The 25045-nt window shown below is 41.7% G+C and carries 22 protein-coding genes; 7 read left to right on the forward strand and 15 right to left on the reverse strand.

The window, feature by feature from the left end; all coding sequences use genetic code 11:
• Positions 1–15 precede the first annotated feature (15 nt).
• Positions 16–1194 carry an aromatic amino acid transaminase gene (locus I3254_RS07065; RefSeq protein WP_238052259.1) on the reverse strand — a complete coding sequence of 393 codons (1179 nt, stop codon included), beginning with the start codon at positions 1192–1194 and terminating at the stop codon, positions 16–18.
• Positions 1195–1212: 18 nt separating this feature from the next.
• Positions 1213–2130 (reverse strand): DMT family transporter, encoded by a 918-nt coding sequence (locus I3254_RS07070; RefSeq protein WP_238052260.1) that lies wholly within the window; start codon positions 2128–2130, stop codon positions 1213–1215.
• A gap of 147 nt (positions 2131–2277) precedes the next feature.
• On the opposite strand from I3254_RS07070, the gene I3254_RS07075 reads away from it, so the two are divergent.
• The gene (locus I3254_RS07075) at positions 2278–2733 is read left to right on the forward strand and encodes an Lrp/AsnC family transcriptional regulator (protein WP_165598234.1); all 456 of its coding nucleotides are present in this window, start codon (positions 2278–2280) and stop codon (positions 2731–2733) included.
• Positions 2734–2966: 233 nt separating this feature from the next.
• Here the strand turns inward: I3254_RS07075 and I3254_RS07080 are convergent, their stop codons facing one another.
• The 3 genes from I3254_RS07080 to groES all read right to left on the reverse strand — a co-directional run bounded on the left by I3254_RS07080 (position 2967) and on the right by groES (position 7518).
• The gene (locus tag I3254_RS07080; protein ID WP_238052262.1) at positions 2967–5327 is read right to left on the reverse strand and encodes a DUF4238 domain-containing protein; all 2361 of its coding nucleotides are present in this window, start codon (positions 5325–5327) and stop codon (positions 2967–2969) included.
• Positions 5328–5463: 136 nt separating this feature from the next.
• Entirely contained in the window at positions 5464–7104 is a 1641-nt protein-coding gene (groL, locus tag I3254_RS07085) for a chaperonin GroEL (RefSeq protein ID WP_238052264.1), read from the reverse strand.
• A 123-nt stretch (positions 7105–7227) separates the two neighbouring features.
• Positions 7228–7518: a co-chaperone GroES gene (groES, locus tag I3254_RS07090; RefSeq protein ID WP_057758860.1), complete on the reverse strand. Its 291-nt coding sequence runs from the start codon at positions 7516–7518 to the stop codon at positions 7228–7230.
• Between the two features lie 478 nt (positions 7519–7996).
• Here groES and I3254_RS07095 point away from each other — a divergent pair, with 478 nt between their 5' ends.
• A complete protein-coding gene (locus I3254_RS07095) occupies positions 7997–8785 on the forward strand; it encodes a DUF3108 domain-containing protein (protein ID WP_238052266.1) in 789 nt (262 codons plus the stop codon).
• Between the two features lie 110 nt (positions 8786–8895).
• Here the strand turns inward: I3254_RS07095 and I3254_RS07100 are convergent, their stop codons facing one another.
• Positions 8896–9345 (reverse strand): hypothetical protein, encoded by a 450-nt coding sequence (locus I3254_RS07100; RefSeq protein ID WP_238052268.1) that lies wholly within the window; start codon positions 9343–9345, stop codon positions 8896–8898.
• Between the two features lie 154 nt (positions 9346–9499).
• The gene (gene wrbA / locus I3254_RS07105) at positions 9500–10117 is read right to left on the reverse strand and encodes an NAD(P)H:quinone oxidoreductase (RefSeq protein WP_102092423.1); all 618 of its coding nucleotides are present in this window, start codon (positions 10115–10117) and stop codon (positions 9500–9502) included.
• A gap of 256 nt (positions 10118–10373) precedes the next feature.
• On the opposite strand from wrbA, the gene I3254_RS07110 reads away from it, so the two are divergent.
• The 3 genes from I3254_RS07110 (at position 10374) to I3254_RS07120 (ending at position 15010) form a co-directional block, all read left to right on the forward strand.
• A complete protein-coding gene (locus I3254_RS07110; RefSeq protein ID WP_238052271.1) occupies positions 10374–11957 on the forward strand; it encodes a YhjD/YihY/BrkB family envelope integrity protein in 1584 nt (527 codons plus the stop codon).
• Positions 11950–13566: a DUF2254 domain-containing protein gene (locus I3254_RS07115; RefSeq protein ID WP_238052272.1), complete on the forward strand. Its 1617-nt coding sequence runs from the start codon at positions 11950–11952 to the stop codon at positions 13564–13566. The genes I3254_RS07110 and I3254_RS07115 overlap by 8 nt, the downstream gene beginning before the upstream one ends.
• Before the next feature lie 169 nt (positions 13567–13735).
• Positions 13736–15010 (forward strand): sodium:proton antiporter, encoded by a 1275-nt coding sequence (locus I3254_RS07120; protein WP_201580267.1) that lies wholly within the window; start codon positions 13736–13738, stop codon positions 15008–15010.
• A gap of 78 nt (positions 15011–15088) precedes the next feature.
• Here the strand turns inward: I3254_RS07120 and I3254_RS07125 are convergent, their stop codons facing one another.
• From I3254_RS07125 to I3254_RS07135, 3 genes are read right to left on the reverse strand one after another with little or no spacing between them, the layout of a single operon-like run.
• Positions 15089–15637, reverse strand: a complete 549-nt coding sequence (locus tag I3254_RS07125) for a DUF2127 domain-containing protein (protein WP_238052274.1) — start codon at positions 15635–15637, stop codon at positions 15089–15091.
• Positions 15630–16841, reverse strand: coding sequence for a dihydroorotase (locus tag I3254_RS07130; protein ID WP_191114803.1), 1212 nt, complete (start codon positions 16839–16841; stop codon positions 15630–15632). Before I3254_RS07130 ends, I3254_RS07125 begins: the two co-directional genes overlap by 8 nt.
• A gap of 58 nt (positions 16842–16899) precedes the next feature.
• Entirely contained in the window at positions 16900–17973 is a 1074-nt protein-coding gene (locus tag I3254_RS07135; protein WP_238052275.1) for an aspartate carbamoyltransferase catalytic subunit, read from the reverse strand.
• 385 nt (positions 17974–18358) lie between these two features.
• On the opposite strand from I3254_RS07135, the gene I3254_RS07140 reads away from it, so the two are divergent.
• Positions 18359–19339: a class 1 fructose-bisphosphatase gene (locus tag I3254_RS07140; protein ID WP_238052276.1), complete on the forward strand. Its 981-nt coding sequence runs from the start codon at positions 18359–18361 to the stop codon at positions 19337–19339.
• A 281-nt stretch (positions 19340–19620) separates the two neighbouring features.
• Entirely contained in the window at positions 19621–20415 is a 795-nt protein-coding gene (locus I3254_RS07145; RefSeq protein ID WP_238052277.1) for an RNA methyltransferase, read from the forward strand.
• Positions 20416–20621: 206 nt separating this feature from the next.
• On the opposite strand, the gene I3254_RS07150 is transcribed toward I3254_RS07145, so the two are convergent.
• From I3254_RS07150 to I3254_RS07170, 5 genes are all read right to left on the reverse strand, one after another.
• On the reverse strand, positions 20622–21554 hold the full coding sequence (locus tag I3254_RS07150; RefSeq protein ID WP_057758839.1) for an FAD-binding protein: 933 nt from the start codon (positions 21552–21554) through the stop codon (positions 20622–20624).
• A 152-nt stretch (positions 21555–21706) separates the two neighbouring features.
• Entirely contained in the window at positions 21707–22456 is a 750-nt protein-coding gene (locus I3254_RS07155; protein ID WP_057758837.1) for an electron transfer flavoprotein subunit beta/FixA family protein, read from the reverse strand.
• Between the two features lie 449 nt (positions 22457–22905).
• Positions 22906–23475, reverse strand: a complete 570-nt coding sequence (locus I3254_RS07160; RefSeq protein ID WP_201572266.1) for a YetF domain-containing protein — start codon at positions 23473–23475, stop codon at positions 22906–22908.
• A 267-nt stretch (positions 23476–23742) separates the two neighbouring features.
• Positions 23743–23955 (reverse strand): cold-shock protein, encoded by a 213-nt coding sequence (locus I3254_RS07165; RefSeq protein WP_057758834.1) that lies wholly within the window; start codon positions 23953–23955, stop codon positions 23743–23745.
• Positions 23956–24318: 363 nt separating this feature from the next.
• Entirely contained in the window at positions 24319–24750 is a 432-nt protein-coding gene (locus tag I3254_RS07170) for a hypothetical protein (protein ID WP_101204855.1), read from the reverse strand.
• Positions 24751–25045 lie beyond the last annotated feature (295 nt).

The raw sequence follows: 25045 nt of genomic DNA on the forward strand, positions 1-25045 counted from the left end.
GATAGAAATTATTCTCTAACGTGAAATAATCGACATGATAGCGTCAGCCAGTTGATGAATTTCCGTCATTTTCAAACCGGCAATATTGATTCTACCATTTGGCATACCGTAGATAGCGAACTCATCTTGCAGTATCAGCATTTGATTTTCTGTTAGCGGTAATAGAGAAAACATGCCTTTTTGTTGCGAAATGTCCAAAAACTCTGCAGGTGCACCCCTATCTTTTAATGCTACGCTTAATGCTTGGCGAATAGTATCTACCCTATCGCGGTAGCTTGCCAGCTCGTCTAGCCAAGCGTCTGGGCTGTCTAGCAAATAAGAAGCCACTGCGGCACCGTGATTGGGCGGCATGGAGTAATTGGCGCGTGTGATGGTTTCTAAAAGTGTCTGTATATCTGCATGGCGGTCATGGTTCGTCGTCATTACCGTGGCAATACCCGTACGCTCATTGTATAGTCCCATATTTTTTGAACAGCTAGCGGCGATAAATGCAAAGTCAGAGTCTTCAATGATTAAACGAAGCCCTGCAGCATCGCTATCAGGGTCATCTCCAAAACCTTGATATGCCATATCAATAAACGGGACAATATTTTTCTGTTTACATTTATCAGAAAACAGTTGCCACTGCTCTAAAGAAGGATCTATACCGGTAGGATTGTGGCAGCACGCATGTAATAACAACACGTCTCCTTCTTTGGCTTTTTCTAGCGCGGCAAAACACGCATCAATATCTAACCGACCATTTTTATTTTGCCATGGATACGTATCAACCGTTAACCCAGCACCTTCCATCAGCGGACGATGATTGATATAACCAGGGTCACTGATCCAAACGGTTGAATCTGGAGAGAGCGTGGCGATTAAATCAGCAATGAGTCGTAGCGCCCCTGATGCTCCAACCGTCTGAATCGTGCATTGGCTTTTTAGACTTGGACTGTCACCCAGTACAAATTTTGCCATTTGCTGGTTAAAATTAGCGTTACCCGATAGCATGCCATAAGCTTTTGAATGAGCTTCATGAGCAAGATGTATCTCTGCGTCTTGCACGGTTTTCATCACAGGCGTATTGCCATACTCATCCCGATAGACACCAACCAATAGATCTATTTTATGTTTGCGCTGGTCAGTACGAAACCTACCTAACAATGCCCACAATGGATCACCGTTGATAACAGGCATATTATCTAACATCATGATATTTCCTTAATTAATTTATTGCGCTCGATTGGACAAGATGACGCCAATGGTACTGAGTACGATGCCGCATATCATAATGACTGATAGAGACTCATTAAGTATCAGCGTAGCCAGTATAGCGGTTAATCCTGGTGACAAAGAGCCAAGTAATAAGGTACGAATGGAGCCCAGCTTTTTGACTGCATAAGAAAACGCAATGGTTGATACCACCCCTACACCAAGTCCTTGTACTAGGATAAACGGAAGCGCTTCATCAAAAGACACAGAACCTATATTCGTTTCCACAATACCAGACAGAACCATCATCAATGTCAGAAAAAACGAGGTATAAGAGAGCACGATAGCGATAGCTATTGGACTTAACTTGGTGCTTTTTAACCCCAAGGTATAACCCGCCCAAATCAGGCTTGCCATCAACAATAACCCCACACCGTACAGAAGACTATTAGGCACTGACTGTGCACGCCCGCCAATCATCGTAGCGATACCAAAGAGAATAAGGGTTAATGCGGCAAATTTCCTCAATGATATTCGTTGACGATAAAAAATAAAAGACAATATTGCGGCAAAGAAGACTGGCGTACCTGTCAAAATAGTACCAACGTAAGCTGCTGGTACCGTACTTGCACCAAAAGCGGCTAATAAAAGAAAAGGCACGCCACCAAGTAAAACAAACATGATATCTGGCAGTCTTATGTTTTTTACTTCATGCCAACTAGAGAGTACCCAAGGAGTCAATAAGACCAGCGGTACACTGAAGCGAATGAGCATGACATCCGCAATACTTAGCGACGATGCTCCAACCGCTCGTACAGTCAACGCAAATCCTGACCAAATCAACAATACGACGCTCATTGCCACATAGCCTTTGGTTAGTGGCGACATTACAAACAAAGGGTTTTTGCGCGATGAGGGGTGGAATATCGTATTCATAGTCGTGTCTTATGCTGGTATACAAAGACCAATTATCGATTAAAATACGCGCTTTTATCTTTATTTATTCATTGCAATTTTGCAAATATTTGGTGGATAATGCTAATTAAATAAAAATTATTGGCTTAAAAAGTCAAAAGGTAAATTATGGACAAAATTGATCGCCATATCTTGGAAGTGCTCCAGAAAGAAGCGCGCTTATCTACGGCGGAACTGTCCGAACGTATAGGGCTGTCGCCGTCTCCTTGCGCGCGACGCCTAAAGCGTTTGGAGGACGAAGGTTATATAGAAAACTATCAAGCGAACGTAAACAAAGCCAAAGCAGGTATTGCGATGAGTTTCTTTGTGGAGGTCAGTCTCAACAGCCACCAAGAAAAATCTATCGCAGCCTTCGAACGCGCTCTGTCCAATATGGACGAGGTGATTAATGGACATGTGGTATCGGGTTCTTATGATTATTTATTAGAAGTGGTAAGCCCCAATCTCGATGGTTATGAGCGGTTCACACGTAAGCTGCACAAGCTTGCTAGCGTAAAAGATATACACACTCATTTATCGGTAAGAAAGGTAATCAATAAGACGACTCTACCTATTTTTGTGTGAGATTCTTTTGTACCGACTAGGAGCACAATATCTCGCTCGATAATTATTGAGTAGAAAGACCTATAATGAGTTCATTTGAATTTGATAAAATATGGCTATGATAAAGAAGTGTATGATGATAAGACTTGGGTCTTTATGCACGATGCAGCTGATCAGTAGTAATTTCTACAAAATTATTAGACAATACGAAAAAGACCAAACTCAATAAGTTTGGCCTTTTTTATATATCATTATTAAGAAGTTAAGTAATATACCGAGTTTACCTTATTAATATAATGATAACAGTTAGACTTTAGAAGTAGACGCTGAACATTCGTATCATAGAAACCACCTTCTGGTGCAAGAATTTTTATATTAGCTTTATCGGAAACTTCTCTAATAACATTATCCTCACAGTTAAGAGTTTCAGCTTTCCATTTTGATATAGTTTCACTATTCTGATTATTACTAGAAACTAAAGCATGTATAGCTTTTAAACCACTTCTGAACTTAATATAGCTGCTATCTGATGACTTGGTAAACGAACCAATAACTTGCTGATCTAGTGGTATTTTGTTAATTGAATCATAAATAGGCTGCCAAGGATAATACACTATTCCATTACTACGATGCTGAGCCAACTGAAACTCCATCCACCTTGATTCACTATCAGTAACAATTACTGATCCTGTAACTTGTGCAGTAAACAAGCTCATTTCATAGTTGGGCAGCATTGCAAAACCTATGTACTGGCCTTCACTTCCAAACGTTACATCATGCAATGGTACTAATGGATCAATTTTAGATTTTTTATCTAAATATACGTATAAATCTAATAGCCTTTCTTCATTCAGATACGGGAACATACCTAATAAAAATGCACTACGGGTAGTAGGAGGCATCTTGTATGAAATGTTAAAAAAATCCTCATCCCTCATTCTAGTAAATAGCTCTTTTTCTTTTTGACTTTTAACTTGGTCTTTTCTTAACTCTGCCATTTTTAGATATTCATTGCATAAGCTTCTATCAAAAATAGAAAGATCGGGAAAAATATTTACTATTCCATAAGCTATAAAAGGCTCAAGTACAAGCATAAAATAAAAGTCTTTTATTGCTTGATACCTATAGCTACTAGGATTCTCTACTGGACTAATTTCGGGCTTTGCATGTTTGGAATAAATAAATGGATGTTGTATCAAAAATTCGTCAAAATGAGTTGTTATGTTCAGCACATCTCTAACTATACTTTTTATGTCTATTATGCCTGAATAAAGCGCACGAAATTTTTCATCAGGTCTTGGAAGTAGTGAGTAGATTTCCGTGTCTACTGGCCAAAGCAATACATAGAAACTGTAGATTTCAGAAATTTGTGAATCTGATATTTCTTGTCTAATATCATCCCAAGTCTTTCCATTATCAATTCCAAGAATATCTCTAATAGCATTACACAAAGCTAGATTACGCTCTCTAATGCTAAGTACCGACCAAGAAGTCCGTTTATCCTTAGGAGTGTTTACACAGCATTTTTTGTACTTCTTACCGCTGCCACAGCCACACTTATCATTTCTTAGTAATTTACTTTCATTAATATTCTTCTTAAGGAAAGTATCGTCAAATTTTTTACGTCCAAAAGCATCTTGGTAATAGACACTGCCATCATTAAACTTGGCAAGAATCTCGGTAGTAAATCCTTGGTTTGGTGGAAATAATACATGCCTTAAATCAGCCCAAGTTATATCTACACTTTTCTCAGGGTATAACCAATCTGCAGAGCCTGCCGCAACATTCTCTTCAGATCTTTTCTTTATTATATAGTTAATCTGTGATACTTCATCAGAGTTGAGTTTTCGATGATTAATAAAATCGATAGTACTAACCAAACTACTACGTGTTTTAGTAGGGTTTGTCCGTTGCTCTAATGGGTCAATAGTATCTAGATTTTTTGCATATTCTTGGTTTGTCAGTATTAGGCATCTATTTTTATCAAGTGGAAAAATCGTTTGCGTTCCCTTCAAGGAAATGTCAGGATCATTTGGGTACTGACATTCTTTAGAATCTGGTGGGCAAGCATAGTTATAAACTGTTACTGGATGATCTGAAATAATAAACTTAACCTCAGAATCGTCAGCTGATACTAGTTCACGTATCCCCTCAATCCATAAAGTACAATGTAGCCTAGTGATAGACTGCATTTCGATCATAAGCTGATTTTGAATTAGATCAGGATAATGATTTTTAATCCAATCTAAGCCTTTGGGGGTTCTAAGTTTTTGAGCATCAAGATAAAAAAACAAGTTTTCAAAATTATCGTGCCACTCAGACTCATCATCAGTTAAATATGCTTTTACTGCAGTTGCACCAGTACCGTCAATATCTCCAAACAATTTTTTCTCAATATCATCGTTGCTCTCAGAACCTAAATAAGTAGTATACAAATCTTTTTTATAAAAGCATTGAGCGGGCGTGTACCATTTTTTAGCATTTATTTTTTTTACTTCACCGTTCGGCAGAATGATTTTCTTCTGCGATAAATGACACAGTTCATTATCTCTATCATTGGTAAAACCTTTTTGGTACCACTGTGGTACATAATGATTGTTTCTAGTTATTGTCATAGTAATTCCAAAATAAAGTTCAATTAATACAATTATAAACTGACAATCATTAATAAGGAATTTAACTAAAAAAGCCCTAACTCAATGAGTTAGGGCTTTCTATTACTTAAAGCAAGTATAGGTTAAGAGGCATCAATTACATCATGCCGCCCATTCCACCCATTCCAGCACCGCCGCCCATAGCAGCCATACCATCGTCACCTTGCGGTAAGTCAGTAATCATAACTTCAGTCGTTAGCATTAAGCCTGCAACAGATGCAGCATTTTCTAGCGCTGAACGAGCAACTTTAGCTGGATCAAGGATACCCATCTCTAGCATATCGCCATATTCGCCAGTCGCTGCGTTGTAACCGTAGTTACCACTGCCACTCTTCACTTCGTTAACCACAACTGAAGCTTCTTCGCCAGCGTTGGTTACGATTTGACGTAGTGGTGCTTCCATCGCGCGACGTAGGATGTTCATACCCGCGTTCTGGTCATCGTTGTCACCGCGTAGTTCAGACAATGCATTCATCGCACGAACTAACGCAACACCGCCGCCAGGTACAACGCCTTCTTCAACCGCTGCACGAGTTGCATGTAGCGCATCGTCAACACGGTCTTTTTTCTCTTTCATTTCAGTTTCAGTTGCTGCGCCGACTTTGATCACTGCTACGCCGCCTGCTAGTTTAGCAACACGCTCTTGTAGCTTTTCTTTGTCATAGTCAGAAGTAGACTCTTCGATTTGACGGTTGATAGACTCAACACGGTTTTCGATGTCAGCTTTGTTGCCAGCGCCATCAACGATAACGGTGTTCTCTTTACCGACAGTCACTTTCTTAGCAGTACCAAGTTGCTCTAGAGTAGCAGTCTCTAAGCTTAGGCCAATCTCTTCAGAGATTACAGTACCGCCAGTTAGTGTTGCGATGTCTTCTAACATTGCTTTACGACGATCGCCGAAACCTGGTGCTTTAACAGCACAAGTTTTCAAGCCGCCACGCATGTTGTTCACAACTAGTGTTGCTAGTGCTTCGTTTTCTACATCTTCAGCGATGATTAGCAACGGCTTGCTCTGCTGCATCACTTGCTCAAGTAGTGGCACGATCTCACGGATGTTGCTGATTTTTTTGTCAACGAGCAAGATATATGGGTTTTCAAATTCAGCAGTTAGGCTGTCTTGCTTGTTCGCAAAGTACGGGCTGATATAACCACGGTCAAACTGCATACCTTCTACAACTTCTAGGGTATCTTCGAAGCTTGAACCTTCTTCAACAGTGATAACGCCTTGCTTGCCTACTTTTTCCATCGCTTGCGAGATCAGCTCACCGATTTTGGTGTCTGAGTTTGCAGAGATAGAACCAACTTGAGCGATTGCTTTGTGATCGTCAGCTGGCGTTGATAGTTTATGGATTTCTTTAACCGCTTCACGTACCGCTTTGTCGATACCGCGCTTAAGATCCATTGGGTTCATGCCAGCAGCAACTGACTTCATGCCTTCTTGTAGGATTGACTGAGCCAATACAGTCGCAGTGGTTGTACCATCACCAGCGACATCATTAGTGCGACTAGCTACTTCACGTACCAGCTGTGCACCCATGTTTTCAAATTTGTTTTCTAGCTCGATTTCTTTGGCAACTGAAACACCATCTTTAGTGATGGTAGGTGCGCCAAATGATTTGTCGATAACAACGTTACGACCTTTAGGGCCTAATGTTACACGTACTGCATTTGCTAGAACGTTTACGCCGTCCATCATTTGTTTACGGGCATCAATGCCGAATTTTACGTCTTTTGCCATGTTAAATTACTCCACTATTATAAGTATGAGAATACAATTGATTGATTTGATAGTTGTTTATCAAAAGCGATTATTAGAAACTGCTATCAAAATGTGCCGAGTATAAAATAATACTCAAAAGGACTAGCCTTCTAGCACACCCAATACATCAGACTCTTTCATAATCAATAGTTCTTCACCGTCAACCTTTACGGTTTGACCAGCATATTGACCGAACAAAACTTTGTCGCCAGCTTTTACATCTAACGCACGAGTTTCACCGTTGTCACGAACTTGACCATTACCAACTGCAAGCACTTCACCTTGTGAAGGTTTCTCTTGTGCTGAACCAGGAAGCAAGATACCACCAGCTGTCTTTGTTTCTTCTTCTATGCGGCGGACGACAATACGGTCATGTAAAGGACGAATGTTCATCGATATGACTCCAAAAGTTGGTTAATAAAATTAAGGGTTTATTTGAATTAATGGTCTCAATACCAGTATCTATAGGGAACACTGCCAAAAACAATGCTTTATAGATAAGCCTTGAGCTTGTAACAAAAAGTGGGGGCAAGGTGAGTTCGGTTCAAGTGTAAAGCCCAAAAATTTACAAGATTATTTTGCAAAAATTGATCAATTAACGTTTCATATAAATGAATGAGGCTTAGTAAAGCCGATATGCTATTCAAATAAGGAACAAGAAGTAGGAATATTTAGAAATATTAGCGAGCTGAATTTATATTTTGACCAATGCCAAATTAGCTATAGAAACATTTGCTACAAGCACTACACGAAGCGGTATGACATCACGCTTGAAAATGTAACAGCGTATGACCATTATAGGTCTGGTAAACATAATAAGAACGAACGAAAAAAGTTGCTATATCGGCAATAAATTAATGAAGGGGTATCTATGAGTTTTTCATCAATGTACAAAAAGTCATCAAGCGACAATGTTGATAATGTTGATAATGCTAATAACGCAAAACGCAGTCCATCTAAATTTTTATCTGCCTTAGTGACAGGCATCAGTATCTCTACCGTTGGAGCTTTGAATATGACCGCACCTACCCTTGCCAGCGCAAAAACCGTCCAACCATCAACTGCCGATTATAGTTTTACCGTTGAGGATAAATACAAAGGCACAGCAACTCGTACGCTAAGCAAATCTGGTAATACGTGGAAATATAACGTTAAGGCTCGTGTCGCTGGTGTGGCGAGTGCTTCGCAAAACAGCACTTTTATGATTAATGGCAACAATGTCAGTCCCACGCAGGCGAGCACCACTTACAAACTACTTGGCATGGGCCGCACGCATAAACTAGACTTCAACCCAAGCAGCAAAAAAGTCACCAGTAACTATAAGGGCAAGTCGACGACTATGAACATGTCGCAACAAGCCTTTGATGACTTGAGCCTTGAGGTACAGATTCGTCAGGATTTATTGAACGGTAAATTCTCTGGTAACTACTACATGGCGAAAAAAGACAAAATCGAGAAGACGCCATTTAAAAAATCAGGCAGCACTAAGATTACCGTACCAGCGGGTACCTTTGATACAGTACGTGTTGACCGCATCCACGATGACGATAGCCGCTCTACCAGCTTTTGGTTAGCCCCAAGCTTGGACTATATGCCAGTTAAAGTTAGCCAAATTAACGATGGCAAGAAAATGGATTTAGAGTTAACTAAGATTAACTAATCTACTTATCTTGAAAGTTATAAACAAAAAAGCGGTGCTCCAGACGGGGCGCCGCTTTTTTATGGCTTTAGATTAATGGATATAATTTATTAGGCTTCAGATAACTTCAATTATTGGCGAGGTTTCTTAACAACGTTGTTCATCGAAGGCAAACGTTTAAGCAAAATAAATAGCCAAATATTGATAGCAAGCAATAGTAGGAAATCCGCTAAATACACGGCGATTTCTGCCCAACTACTGCCATATATACGAGTAAACAGCACCACACCACTCGCACCCAAATATACCAAAGTAAACATACTGCTTATCAACAATGCATAAGGTGAACGACCGCGCAATATCCATGGCGTCAAAATCAACGCAGGCACTAGCCATAATGCCTGCCAAGCAATACCGCCAACAATATCAGGGCTACTAGGATTAAAGATACTAATAAAAATAGGCAATCCGAGCAGTCTATAAACGAGCCAAATTAACCACGTAACCTTTAAGCGCTGTGCAATAGGTGCGATAGGCTTAACCGTTTTAAGAGGCTTTGTATTAGAGCGGGTTGTGGCCATTAGATATTTTGATTTCCTAAATGAATAATATACTGCTGAACATGAATAAGTAGCTCTTTGTTATAACCACTTGCTTATAATCAGGTGGTTATAAACATTCAGTCATAGACTCTGAGACTCAGACGCTTCTAGACAGCAGGTTTATAAAAGTTACTTATAAGCTCCAATTAGCCTGTGCTAATGCAGCCGCAGTAATCGCTAAACGGCGACCCTGCGCAATACCCAAATCTCGCTCGTCAGCAGATATTGGCTGATCATGTGATGCACCGCTGACATGGCTGGCACCATAAGGCGTGCCGCCGCGATGAGTGCGGTTCAATGCTGGCTCTGCATAGGGCACACCTACGATGACCATACCGTGATGCATCAGTGGCAACATCATCGTCAACAATGTCGTTTCTTGGCCGCCATGCATAGAGCCTGTCGCCGTAAATACTGAAGCTGGTTTGTTTTGTAGGTTCCCTGCCAGCCATAGGGTCACGGTATTATCCCAAAAATACTTCATAGGTGCGGCCATATTACCAAAGTGCGTTGGGCTACCAAGCGCAAGACCGCTACAGTCCTTGAGATCGTCCATCGTACAGTATAAGTCACCCTCATCAGGTATCGCAGGCTTGCTTGACGTCGTTTCAGGTGCCACTGTCGGTACCGTACGGATACGCGCAGTCATGCCAGCATCTTCAATACCTTGAGCGATAGCATATGCTAATGTCTTAGTCGTACCATAATTAGAATAATAAAGCACCAAAACATAAGGGTCGGTCTGACTCATTAGCAAAGCTTCCTTATAAAATCGTCAGCCATACTGGCCAGCAAAAATGCGGCGAAATATACGACTAACTGGCATTGTAGAATATGTGCACATTATGCCCGAGTCATTCACTGTCATGCAAATAACCATGATTGATAACCTGACTTATATTGTATCTGATGTGCTAGGTAGTGCATTTTGACACAATTAAACCGCAGATGATAACCGTTCATCTTTGTTACACTATTGTCACTCTTACTTTTGCTTAATGGTCGACATGGAAAAATTATCTCAAAAACTCCCATTTTTACAGCAGCGCTGGTTTCAGTTCTTACGGTTTTTGACTCGGCATTTTTTTGAAGATAATTGCCAACAGAAGGCGGCTTCACTGACATACACCACTATGCTGTCGATCGTACCTGTATTAACGGTATTACTGATGATTTTATCATCTGTACCAGCACTCGCATCAGTTAGAGCGCAGATTTATGACGTCATTTATAGCAATCTGTTGCCGCAATCGAGCATGCAAGTTAGTGAGTACATTAATAGCTTTGCCGAAAAGTCATCCAACTTAACCATTATCGGTGCAATGATTTTATTCTTTACGACTATCATGACCTTGACCACTATCGAGCGCGCGTTTAATCAGATTTGGCGAGTAGAAGACCGCTCTGGTGGCATCAAAAGCATGCTGCGTTATTGGACCATTGTTACCCTAGGACCGCTGGTGTTGGGTACCGCTTTTATCGCTTCAAGTACTGTACAGAGTCTGAGCTTTCTTAATCGTCAAATTGCAGGCTACGGTATCGACTGGAGCTTTTGGGTACAAATGGCATCGATTGGTATTACGATGGCGGGCTTTATCGGTATGTACTGGTTTATTCCAAAGGCGCGCGTACCAACAAAGAACGCAGCCATCGCTGGCGTGTTTGTGGCTATTGTCTTTGAATTAATGAAGCATCTGTTTGGTACAGTGATGGCTAACTTTACCAGCTACGAAGCGATTTACGGTGCCTTTGCTGCCTTACCTATCTTTCTACTATGGATTTATCTGTCGTGGAATTTGATTTTATTAGGCGTTGAAATCAGTTATACCTTGACCATTTTTGAGACAGAAGAAGTCTACCCTCGTCACCCGTTACTCAGCTTGCTAGATATGTTGAACTTGGTCTATACCCACCACTTAAAAGGTGAAGCCGTTAGCGAACAAGCGCTGCGCAATGTCTTAGGTCGCAAAGAGCTGCCAAAATGGTATACCTATATCAACTACCTACAAGACAGCAATCTGATTACCATGACAGATGATGATGACTATGTGCTCAAAAGAGACCTGAGTAGGATGACGTTATGGGACTTTTATCGTACCTTGCCCTATCCACTTCCTATCAAGGACGAGTTGGATGAGATGAAATTGGAAGGTCAAAAACCTTGGCTAAGTTTATTGGTAAAACGCTTTGAAAACACCGAAGCATATGCCAAACGGCAACTGCATCTGCCGCTAAATGCTATTTTTGCTAATAGCGAACCGCGTAAACAGTCTACTAGCAAGCATGGCGATGACCGTAAACTATTTAGAAAAACCTCTGCCGCAACTAAAAACGTACAACGACATGAAAATCTAAATAGACATGGTGAGAGTGCTTACAACGGTAATGATCCACATCTAGAAGCATCACCGCACCTAGAGCCTATGGCTTATGACAAAGACAGTGATATTGAATATGACGATCACGACAATGAAGCCATCATACCTTTAGGGACTAGTGAGAGTCATACTGAGACAGATATGACCAGACGTGTGCACAAGAACGCTATTATTACAGAAGCAGATAACCCTAAGGCTCATCACAGTGAATAAAAATGATGGAGACAGTGTCTGGACACGTACGATCAATGCAGGTCAAAACAGGCTTAAACAGTTCACTAAGTTATGGTCGATACAAACGCTGACCGACTTGCCTGATCGCTTAAATAATTTGTGGCAGTGGCTGATTGGCTCTTATTGGTTTATTCCAACCGCTTGTGTCATCGTGGGTATTTTGCTTGCTCCTTTGCTAGTCGCGATTGATCAGCATTTTGATCGTGAAACGGTAAAAGAGATCTCCTTCGCCTTTACTGGTGATGACGAGGCGGCGCGCGCGATTATGACTGCTATCGCTGGTGCGGTACTGGGCGTGGCAGGTACGACGTTTTCGATTACAATCGCCGTCCTGTCGATGGCATCTTCACAGTTTGGTCCAAGACTGCTACGTAACTTTTTGACCGACACTCCAAATCAGTTTGTCCTTGGCGCTTTTATCGGTACATTTAGCTATAGCTTACTGGTATTGAAGTCTATCCATAAGTCTGACGTAGCTTTTGGTGTGCCGCAATTGGCAGTAACTTTTGCTATTATCATGGCGATTATCTGTGCGCTGCTTTTAGTTTATTTTGTACAGCATATGGTACATGCTATTCAAGCGTCACATGTCATTCAAAATGCTAGCAACGATGCAATTGCAAACATTTACTATTGGTATAACGATCGATGTGATATTCAACATCAACGCGATGCTGAGCACCATGATATCGAGCAGTTCCAAAACTGGCCTGCTATGCCGATTTATTCACCAAATTCAGGTTATCTACAGCAGATTTATCTTGAGTCATTGATTGCGCTGTCACAAGATTATGGTGGCGTGGTACAGATGCATGTCAACCTCGGTAATTACGTCACCGATAAAAACGTCATTGGTTACTTTTATCAGCGACCTGCATCTCATCCAAATAACCAACAGAAGACAGCGACCCCGCATCTAGCAGTAATACCGCGAGCGCCTGATGGACTATTTTGGCAACGTCTTGCAGGTTGCCTACGACTTGAGCAACGATTGGCGCACTCTAACGACATTGCCTATAGCTTAGGTCAGATGACGGAGATTGCTGTACGCGCGTTATCCCCTGGTATCAATGATCCAAAGACTGCGGTCAATTGCGTCCAATCTCTAACCAGCTGTCTAAGCATTATGATGCGTCGTCAGCCACCAAGCCCTTATCATTTTCACATACCGCAGTCAGACACTAACGATAGCTCTGAAACTACTATCAAACAGAAGCGACTGGCCATATTGGCACTAGTCACTCATACCCCCAAAATTTCCGACTTTATCAATGTATCACTCGGTGAGATACGTCGTTATGCAGCTGCTGACCTAATGGTCTTAAAAGCATTATGTCAGGCAATGGTCAATCTGAACTATGCACGGGTAAACAGCGCACAGCAGCAAACGCTATTACATGAATTGCATCTGATTCAGCGAGCTGGTAAAGAGAATTTAAATTATCAAGAGCTGGTCGATGACTTGGTCGCTATGTGCGAACAAGCCAAGCAATTTATCCTTGATAAGGATGCTCAGCACAAGCATTTTAATTACGTGAGTGAGTTTGAAGCCGATATTCGTCAAGCATTACAGACACAGTCTAGTTAATGATATGACCAATTAATTGTTTAAATAGATGGCAATATCAGCCTTTATAAGCACTTTACTTATAAACACCTTACTTATAAGCATAACACCTAGAGCTAACAACACTTACAATGTCCCTATAAGCCCTGCGCTTTAGATACTTTTTATATTCATATGAGACCTACTTTTTATGGCATCTGCAACCAGCCTCACCATACTAGAAATCAGCGCCATATTTTTGTCGATTACCGCTTCATTAACTTATATCAATCACCGTTTTATTGGTTTGCCGACCACTATCGGTGTCATGGTCATCTCTATCTTACTGTCAATCGGTGCGATATTTTTGGGCTTCTTAGGGTTTGATCAGCTGATTGATTACGAAGTCAGTTTATTGGAGCAGCTTGATTTTACCGAAGTACTCTTAGACGGCATGCTATCGATGTTGCTATTCGCAGGTGCATTACACGTCAATATTGGTGATTTAAGACGTTACAAGTTACCTATCGGCATCCTTGCCGGACTTGGTACGATCATATCGGCGATGCTTATTGCGACCGCGATTTATTTTATGCTGCCGTTGTTTGGTTTCGGCCTACCGTTTCTCTGGTGCCTGTTATTTGGGGCGCTTATTTCCCCTACCGATCCTATTGCCGTAATGGGTATCCTGTCGTCAGCAGGTGCTCCAAAGAGTATCGAGACTGTCATCGCTGGCGAGTCATTATTCAACGATGGTATCGGCGTGGTTATTTTTGTCTTATTACTGGGGATTTTATCTAGCGGTGATATCCCTACTGCCAACTACGTCGCACATACATTAGCGGTTGAAGCTGGTGGCGGCGTTGTATTCGGACTGGTACTTGGGGCGATTTTGTATTACTTGCTCAAGAGCATTGATAGCTATCAAGAAGAGGTGCTATTAACATTAGCAGGCGTCATCGGTGGCTACGCGCTGGCCAGTCATTGGCATTTATCAGGGCCACTCGCCATGGTCATGATGGGCCTGATGGTTGGTAATCGTGGTCGCGAGCTAGCCATGAGTGACAAGACACGGCACTATATTGATTTGTTCTGGGAATTGATTGACGAGATTTTAAACGCCATTTTGTTTGTGCTCATCGGTCTAGAAGTGGTCATGATTGCTTATTCAGGCAATTTATTTATTGCGAGCGGTTTGACGATTTTGATTGCGCTCGTTGCCAGATTTATCGTGGTAGGCATGACGACCAAGACCTTTCATCGTCAGCTTGATCTGCCTACGGGCGCATGGAAAGTTTTGACTTGGGGCGGTTTACGTGGTGGTATCTCAGTCGCGCTAGTATTACAGTTACCGATCGGGGCTGAACGAGAGATTCTATTGGCACTCACTTATGCGGTGGTGATTTTCTCCATCTTGGTACAAGGTCTAAGCGTCGGTAAAGTCGCCAAGAGCATTCGTACGGATGAAAAACCAGTAGACGTATAAGCTAAAAATATAGCAGGCACAAAAAATCCAGCATCAGATACTTGTCTTATGCTGGATTTTTTGACTTAAATTTAAACGTTATATCAAGCCCTTTCGTTTCATATTGCGATAAACCACAATAATAATGAGCAGATTAGAAACCAGTATTCCAAGCTTAAACCAGTCAAATGGGCTAACGATCAGATAGTAGATTTCTATAGGAATAAATACCCCATAGCCTAACACCCCGAACCAATATGCCCATGTTTTGTCATACCATAAGCCATAGGCTTCTAGGAAGCGCAAACTGGCGTAAGCAAATATCAATAATAAAAACATCGGCCAGTTTTTACTTGCCTGCTGAGCAATACGTACGGCACTATCGATTTGCGGGGCAAGCATATGGCCGAAGCTGCGCTGCCAAGTAACGGTTGCCGTCGTCAGCCAATGCTCAAGACTGGTATGCCACCACCATAATGCCCCTGCTCCTAGTAACGCACCAACACCTTTGACTACCTCATAAATGGCCACTGCTTTGATAGACTCACTCGCCGTACTGCGCGATTTTTCTTGCTGACCATTCATGGTAACCCCTTTATCCTTCGAGGATGGCGGCAGACGGTCATCCTGTTGGGGCAAATTAGCCAAAGAATGTCTCCACAACACGTCCTTGCAACTGCTGATTGAAAAACGGTGTGTTCTTACCACTCGATAGCATCGATTGCGCGGTTACTTGCCACTCAAGGTTAGGATCGACTAATACTGCACCGCCAATCGCTTCATACTGCTCACTAATACCTGCTATTTTTGCAGGATTCAGGCAGATTTTATCTACCAGTTGCGAGAGTGTTAATACCTCATCATTTACCAGCTGACAAGCCAACGCCATAAACGTATCGAAGTTTGAGATACCTGGTGTACTTTCAGCAAATGGTGCTTTTTTGGCCGTACTATTCAGTGGCTCGTGATGACTACAGATAGCATCGATAGTGCCATCTTTTAAGCCACGGCGAATTGCCTGCTGATCCGTATTACTACGTAGCGGTGGCAATACATATGCCTGAGCATTAAAGCCTTCAAGGTTGTCATCAGTTAAATACAGCTGATGCATCGCAACATCGCACGTAACAGGTAGACCTTTATCTTTTGCCCAGCGCATGAGCTCAATGGAAGACTTACAGGATAACTGGCTAAAATGAGCAGCGATTCCAGTCTCTTCCACCATTAGTAGCTGCGTAGACAGTGCAACCGTTTCTGCAATCCAAGGAATCCCTTGCAAGCCATGATAAGAAGCAATATAGCCCTCATGTGCCACACCATCTCCAGACAGACTTGGCTCATCAGGATAAAAGAATACTTTCATACCAAAAGTCGCCGCGTATTCTAGTGTACGCAGCAATACTAAGTCATTGCGAAAAGGTCTACGCGCATTAGATACTGCGATACAGCCGCCCTTCTTAAGCCCTGCAATATTAGACGGTCGTTCGCCCTCTAACCCTGTGGTCAATGCACCCAAAATATGCAAGTAAATCCCGCCATCACTTAAAGCGCGCTCACGTAAACCTTTCAAGAGTGAGCCATTTTCTAAAATAGGATTGGTATCAGGCGGCGTCACTACATGCAAAAATCCATTACCACGAGCAGCACTGCCTTCTGATTTTAGCGTACCGTGTTGCTGTTGGCCTGGCTCACGCAAGCGCGCGCATAGGTCTACTAGTGGTGGTAGCAACCACATCTCACGGCCAGAATCGAGTGTAGATAGTTTTTCTGTTGCAGTTTGCGGAAGCGCATCTTTAAATGCTTTTGGTAAATGGTCAAGAATGGGTGCATCCGTATTAAGCATGGTAGACATAACGTTATTACCGTATCAATAAAATGAAATAAATGAGAATAAGTCGCACGGCAGCCTGTTACTTGCCAGCCGCTTGATGAGCACGCTGACCTTCCATCGCAAGTGATAAGACCGCCATGCGAATGGCAATGCCGTTATTTACCTGCTTTAAGATAACGGATTGTGCGCCATCAGCCACACTAGAGGCAATCTCAACACCGCGGTTCATCGGCCCTGGATGCATCACCAATGCATCAGGCTTGGCAAGCGCTACTCGTTCTGGTGTGATTCCATAATGCTTATAGTATTCACTTGAGGATGCCAATAGCGGCGAACCAATACGCTCATTTTGTATTCTTAATCCCATGATGACATCACAATCAGTGACACACTCATCCATGTTTTCATATACTTGTACACCGAAACGCTCAATACCTTTTGGCAGTAGAGTGCGCGGCGCACAAACACGAATGTCTGTCGCACCTAGCGTTTGCAATGCACTGATATCAGAGCGTGCCACGCGTGAGTGCTTAATATCACCAACGATTGCGATAGACAGCTCTTCAAACGGGCGCGGAGCTTCACGGTGAATGGTCAACATGTCGAGCATTCCTTGAGTAGGATGCGCATGCCAGCCATCACCGCCATTGATAATAGCGATATCAGGCGTCACTTCTGTCGCCATAAAATGCGCGGCACCTGATGCTGAATGGCGTACTACAAAGATATCTGCGGTCATTGCCTGTAGATTCCACAGCGTATCACGCAGACTCTCGCCTTTTTTGGTGCTCGAACGTTCGATATCGATATTGAGTACATTGGCACCCAAGCGTTTTTCTGCAACCTCAAATGTCGTCCGTGTACGGGTCGATGGCTCAAAGAACAAATTCATGACGGTATAGCCATCTAATTCCGGACGATTAATGAGTTGTCCATTTTCGTCAAAGAAAGTCTCTGCTTTTGCGATAATAGCTTTGAGCTGTGCTTTATTAAGACCTTCAACACCCAAGAAATGCCTGATACTGCCATCGGTGTTGAGCTGCGGACGACTCAGTGAAGTATTGAGTCTTTGATGAATTGTATTGGGATCAAATTTTGCATAATCAGTCGGTGAGACTGGTTGTGTAGCGCTACTATCGAGAGAATTTGACATAATGGCGAGTCTTTATTGTGGGTTTATATGAGTCTGTCGTAATCGCTTATTCATCTTTGTTCAATCATTTAGCACTGATAGGCACAGAGACGAGGACATTTTGACGCTTATTTGCTACAATTTACCGTAATCAAATTCGACCAAAAACCGTCTCAGCAGACAATCAGAAAGCGTAAATAGACATGCTATATTCTCATAGAGAATAATTCTGACAAATCTATAAATGAATAACAATAGATATAGTGTAGCCGATTTTGTGGTCAGGACAAAGATACCGTATAAGCTATTTAAGAATTCACCCATTTAAGGTGTGCCAAATGCCGCCTATGGCCTGACTCTAAGACCATCCATTTTTTACTTTCCATACCCTCTATTAGGAAGCTTTATGACGACCTTAGCAGACTATCTAAACCAATATGCCACTAGCCCTGCACTCAATGACGTGATTACCACTGTCACTGATGTCGGTAAGACGATTTCACAACTGCTCAGAAAAGGCGCTTTAGCAGACATCTTGGGCGAAGCGGGTAATCAAAACGTCCAAGGCGAAGATCAGAAAAAACTAGACGTATTGGCCAATGACCTACTACTAGATGCATTGGCAAAAAACACGCACTGTGCAGGCGTCGCTTCAGAAGAGCTCGATGACGCGACTCCTGCTAATGATGATGGTAGCCTATTGGTACTATTTGACCCATTAGATGGTTCATCAAATATCGACATCAATATGGCAGTGGGCACGATTTTTTCTGTTTTACCGTATGAACGTCAAGGTCAAACCAGTGAAAACAGCGACTATCTACAGGCAGGTAACAAACAGCTAGCAGCCGGTTATCTGCTATATGGTACCTCTACTGTCCTAGCGTTAACCGTCGCTGATAAAGTTGTGATGTTTAGCCTAGATCCAGAGACTTCTGACTATGTGCTGATAGAAGACAATGTTCAAATCGATGCCGATACGAGCGAGTATGCTATCAATAGCTCAAATTATCGCTACTGGCGTGCGCCGATGCAGCAGTACATTGATGAGTTAATCGCTGGTGAAACAGGTGTACGTGGACGTGATTTCAATACGCGTTGGGTAGCAGCCATGGTCGGTGACGTCCATCGCATCTTATGCCGCGGTGGTCTATTCACTTATCCGTTTGATACCAAATATGCTCATAAAGCAGGTAAGCTGCGCTTAATGTATGAAGCCAACCCAATGAGCTTATTGATTGAACGCGCGGGTGGCGGTGCAACAGACGCGGTCAATCGTATCTTAGATATCGAACCGACTGATATCCACCAGCGTGTACCAGTAGTACTCGGTAGCAAAAACGAAGTCAATTACGTGAAAGATTTACACGTCAATTATTCTGAATAAATAATTAGGGCGTGTCCTCAATTCAAACGAGTGTCCTCTAAATGGGCTAAAAACAGCTAAATTTTGCCAAACATCGTCAAATAGTTGGTCAATATCTCGATATTATCTGCACTATTTTCCTCGTTTGACGGCAATTTATCTCATTTTTATCACCATTTTTAAAATGAGGACACGCCCTAATTTGCGCACCTGTTAAGAACAGCCAGCAGAATGCTAAATTAATAATAGGCATTGTGTTGGTTATCTAAACGACTCCTTTACTCTTCTCTAAGCGATCCACTATGGTATTAAATCCCACCGAGCTGATTACCTCAGATAAGAACACAACCGTGAAGCTTGTAAAAGCACTGTTGTCCCAAGCACGCCAGCGTAAGAAGAACGGTCAGACAGTCATAGAAGGCGTCCATTTGATAGATGCCGCCCTGCGTAGTGACTATCCTTTCGCCCAGATACTACTGTCTGGGTCAGCGCGTAGCCACCCTGAAGTTCAGCAGGTATTAACTCGTCTACCCACTTATACGCCTATTCTTACTTTGTCAGACTCACTTTATGAGAGTATTCGTAGCTTGGGTACTGGCATTGATATCATGGCGATAATCAAAGTACCAACGCCTAGCCTATCGATGATCGATGAGGACTGCTTGATCTTGAACGACGTGCAGGATAGCGGAAATGTTGGTACGCTACTACGCACAGCAGCAGCCGTTGGTATCCGCAACATCCTATGCACCAGTGCGACCGCTCAAGCTTGGTCTCCCAAGACGCTACGAGCAGGTATGGGTGCACAGTTTGCACTGATTATTTATGAAGGCTTGAGTACGCAAGATATTTTGGATCAAGTACAAGTGCCGCTTTTAGCGACTAGCTCACATACAGATACTATCATCTACGAGCACGATTTATCTGCGCCTGTGGCATGGATTATGGGTCACGAAGGCCAAGGCGTTAGCGACGAGCTAATGCAATGTGCCACGCCGATAGCATTACCGCAGCCAAATGGTCAAGAGAGCTTAAATGTAGCGATTGCAGGGTCTTTATGTCTATATGAGACCTTACGCCAAAGACAATACTCTTAGCCTGCATTTATAACTACTATCAAAACCCTATCTATCAAGCATAAAAAAACCCACTACCAATTGATAGTGGGTTTTTTATTATACGTCTACTACTGATATAGTCAAAGAAGTCTAAAACGGATACAAGGCAGCCGACTACAGATTATACAAGTAGTACATCTAAGGAGGGTAACGCCGTAGCCGTTTAGTAGTTCTGTGACTATATATTAAACCTTGCTAGTAAGCTCAGGTAGTGCTTCGAATAGATCAGCTTCTAAGAAATAATCAGCAACGCTAGCAATAGGTGCTTCTGGGTCATTGTTGATAGCAACGATGACTTTAGAATCTTTCATACCAGCCAAATGCTGAATTGCGCCTGAGATACCAGCTGCGATATATAGCTGCGGTGCAACGATTTTACCCGTTTGACCGACCTGCATATCGTTTGGTACATATCCGGCGTCAACAGCGGCACGTGATGCACCAACAGCAGCGCCTAGCTTATCGGCCAATGGCTCAATGTACTTGGTGAAGTTTTCACCGTTTGCCAATGCACGACCACCAGAAACAACAATACCAGCTGACGTCAATTCTGGACGATCAGACTTAGCCATTTCTTCGTTCACAAAGCTAGCTTTGCCAGTTTCTTGTACATTGTCGATAGTTTCAACAGTAGCTGAACCGCCTTCGCTTGCCACTGGGTCAAACGCAGTAGTACGTACTGTTAGTACCACTTTGTCTTCTGTTGTTTTTACTGTTGCCGTTGCATTACCTGCGTAGATAGGACGCTCAAACGTTTGCGCATCTACTACACCTGAGATTTCAGACAACATGCTGACGTCAAGTAATGCAGCAACGCGTGGCATAAAGTTTTTGCCAGTCGTGGTCGCAGCCGCTAGGATATGGCTGTAATCACCAGCGATATCAGCAACCAATAGTGCCACGTTACCTGCCAATTGATGCTCATAAGCAGCGTTGTCAGCCAATAGTACTTTAGTCACGCCTTCTGCTTTTGCCGCTTCATCAGCAACAGCTTGGCTACCACTACCAGCAACCAATACATGGATATCATCACCCATTTGTTTAGCAGCAGCGATCGTGTTTAAAGTTGCCTTTTTTAGACTGGCATTGTCATGTTCTGCATATACCAAAATTGCCATGGTTTTAGTCCTTTATATATTCGTATTATCTATTCATGCGGTTGTTTGTGTACAAAGCTATTTGAGAAACTATCATTTAATCTAAGATAAAGCAGTCAAATTCACAGCCTTGTACAGGATATGCCGTAGCGAAGTATCCAATCATTAAAACATTAAATGACTTTTGCTTCGTTTCTTAGCTTATCGACCAACTCATCAACTGACCCTACTGTAATACCAGCTTTACGGTCAGCAGGTGGCACGACTTTAATAATCTCTTGCTTAGATGTCATATCAACACCGAAATCTGCTGGCGTTTTCTCATCAAGTGGCTTTTTCTTCGCTTTCATGATGTTAGGCAATTTAGCATAACGTGGCTCATTCAAACGTAGATCAGTCGTGATGACTGCTGGCAAATCAAGAGCAACAGTTTGTAGGCCACCATCGATTTCACGTGTTACGTTTACTTTGTCGCCTTCAACCTTCACTTCTGATGCAAACGTACCCTGACCGATACCCATCAATGCCGCTAGCATCTGGCCCGTTTGGTTGTTGTCATCATCAATCGCTTGCTTACCTAATAAGATGATATCAGTGCTTTCAGCTTCAGCGATGCTTTTTAGAATCTTAGCAACTTGTAAAGGATATGGCTTTTCGTCACTTACGACTAACACACCACGGTCAGCACCTAGTGCTAGGGCTGCTCGAATCTGCTCTTGTGACTCTTTTGGACCGATTGAAGCAACAATGATCTCATCAATGACGCCAGCTTCTTTTAGACGAACCGCTTCTTCTACTGCGATTTCATCAAAAGGGTTAATTGACATTTTAGTGTTTGATAAGTCAACGCCAGAGTTGTCGGCTTTTACACGAACTTTTACGTTATAATCAATGACACGCTTGACCGCTACTAATGCTTTCATACGTTCCTCGTTTATTAATGTTATGAGTTAAAAATTGTCAGTTAAGAACCAAAGGTTCGTTGTGGTTCAAATTGTCGTTCAAAATACTGCTCAAGGTTATTACTACATCAACAGAATATAGTTAACTAAGAAAGATGAGCCAATATCTAAGAGCATATTAGCATTGTATCTCTTACTAATGAAATCTGCTAAAGCTAAGCCAACCGTTATTATCAGACCTATGTATCTTGCGTCAGCAGGCAGATAAGGTCAAGACAACGCCGTGAATAATGCGTCATAAATTTGTCAACACTCTATAATAAATAGTCTATAAGCACATCATTTCACGATTTTTATTGTTCAGTAACTTAAAATACTTGTACCTTTATAGCATTCTAAGCCTTAGCTTTACTTAATATTTTGTTATTATTTATCTCTTCAAAGTTAACGGATAAGAATAGTTAATCGAGTCAGACCTGCGACTTACCATTCTTACTAGCACCAAGCAATAATTCGCTATCACGTATATCGTCAAATAAAGACCAATCAGGTTCGACATCATTGTTCTTGATGACACTCATATCACCTGTCGTCTCCATAATCACTGCAAACACTTCTGTTTTCGCTTTGATACCATTTTTACGTAGCACTTCCTGCACATCGCTGGTACTAAGATTGGCCTCTTTTAGATTATCATCTAAATACTCACCATGAGCCATTAGGATAATAGCTTGATTATCTATCAGAGCTTTTAGTGGTTTTATTTTGCGTCTGATAATTGAAATAACACCCTGTATCAAGAATAGCACCGCAACAGCAAACAATCCTTGAAGTAGAGAGGGCTTATCTGACAACACTGTCGACGCTAATATACTACCAATACCAACGGTCATGGCAAAATCATGGCTTGATAACTTGGAAAAACTGCGTAAACCCATCAATCGAGTAAACAGCATCAATCCTACGTAAAAGCCTATAGCAGATAAAGAAATCCCGAGCACTTGTTGCCAGTCAATTGAAAGCCAGTTTTCCCACTTCATAATACAACCTTATTTATTACATCTTTATTAAATCATTGTTCGTTATTACCTGATGATGTTAACTGTCAAAATCAATAGCAATTTATCTAAAGAACACTTTGTCATATCAAAAAAGTCCCATAAAAAAAGCAACCTGATAAGAGGTTGCTTCTTTTTAAAGTCGATACAGTATTTTTATTGTTTTAACAAACAAAGTAATCAATGCATATTGATAATCTTATTGTCATTAAGTTTACTGACAAGCAGTTAACCTAATAATAAATGAGATTAGATAGCTTCGATTTGCTCAGCTTGTGGGCCTTTTTTGCCATCACCTAAGATGAAAGACACTTTTTGGCCTTCGGCTAGAGTTTTGAAACCGTTACCTTGGATAGCGCTGTAGTGAGCGAATACGTCTTGTCCGCCGTTGTCTTGAGCGATAAAACCAAAACCTTTAGCTTCATTAAACCACTTTACAGTGCCTTCAACTTTATCTGACATAAATTTTCCTGACTCTTTAACTGTTGGCGAGACTTGTGTCATCACCGATTAATTGATATATACCCTAATATTTTCTGCTAAATGCGGCGGCCAAAAATGCTAAATGTTCTTAAAGAAAATTTGAATTTTTTGCCTCAAATATTTTGAGTACAGTCTGATTATAACAGTTTTCTATGGTAGGAACAGTCTAAATTGCTGATTTTTGTAAATAAATACTAACCATTGTTGCAAGCTAACATCGATAGTAATCAGTTCTATATCTTATTGATATAAAATAGTTTTTATTTATAGATGTACTACAACTTCATTAGTAAACCACTAATTAAATAAGTCGACATAGATGATAGTAGGTTGGAATATCAATCACTGCAATGGTGATGTTGGTAGCCATGCTGAACTCAATACAAGCAAACATAACGCAAAAAACACCAATGAAAATGACTGACTATAGGCAATATACTTGGCTGGAATGACCAAGTCTTTAGGAGAGTCAGGGATACCTTTACGCTTCAGTAGCTTGGTACCATATATCCAGCCAAAGGTCGTGTATATGCCATATGCAGCAGGCACTGCGATAGCTAATGGGGTCAAATCAATAACGTATAAAATCACCACTGATATGAAGAACCATAGAGTATCTAACAATGAACTGACTTTGAAGAATTTAGATTGAGGCAGTTTACCATCGGTCTGTTTGAGCATCTCCCCTTCTATCCAAATTAAAACTGCTACCACAGCGCTAAGAGTAATATATACGAATTGCGGCGTTAGCCAGTCTGAATAAGATATTTGCACAGCATACAACCTATTATCTATAGAACGTGAGAATGAAGCATCCATCCGCTTCGAATACTTAGAATCGAATGAGAACAACAATGAATGTTGATCTCAAAGGCGCTTTGGCCAATGTTAAGGTGCCTGCTTATATTGGGTAGCGATTACTGGTTTTCAACCGATAACCCCGATTCAAATCAAAGCGCAAAGCGCCTATCAAATACTTTGCATAAAAAAGCCCATGCTATCAAGTGATAACACGGGCTACTTCATCTAAATCAGATTTTTATCTGTATAAGACTTTTATCGGTATAAA

This window comes from Psychrobacter sp. Ps2 (assembly GCF_022129405.1).
Taxonomy (GTDB): domain Bacteria; phylum Pseudomonadota; class Gammaproteobacteria; order Pseudomonadales; family Moraxellaceae; genus Psychrobacter.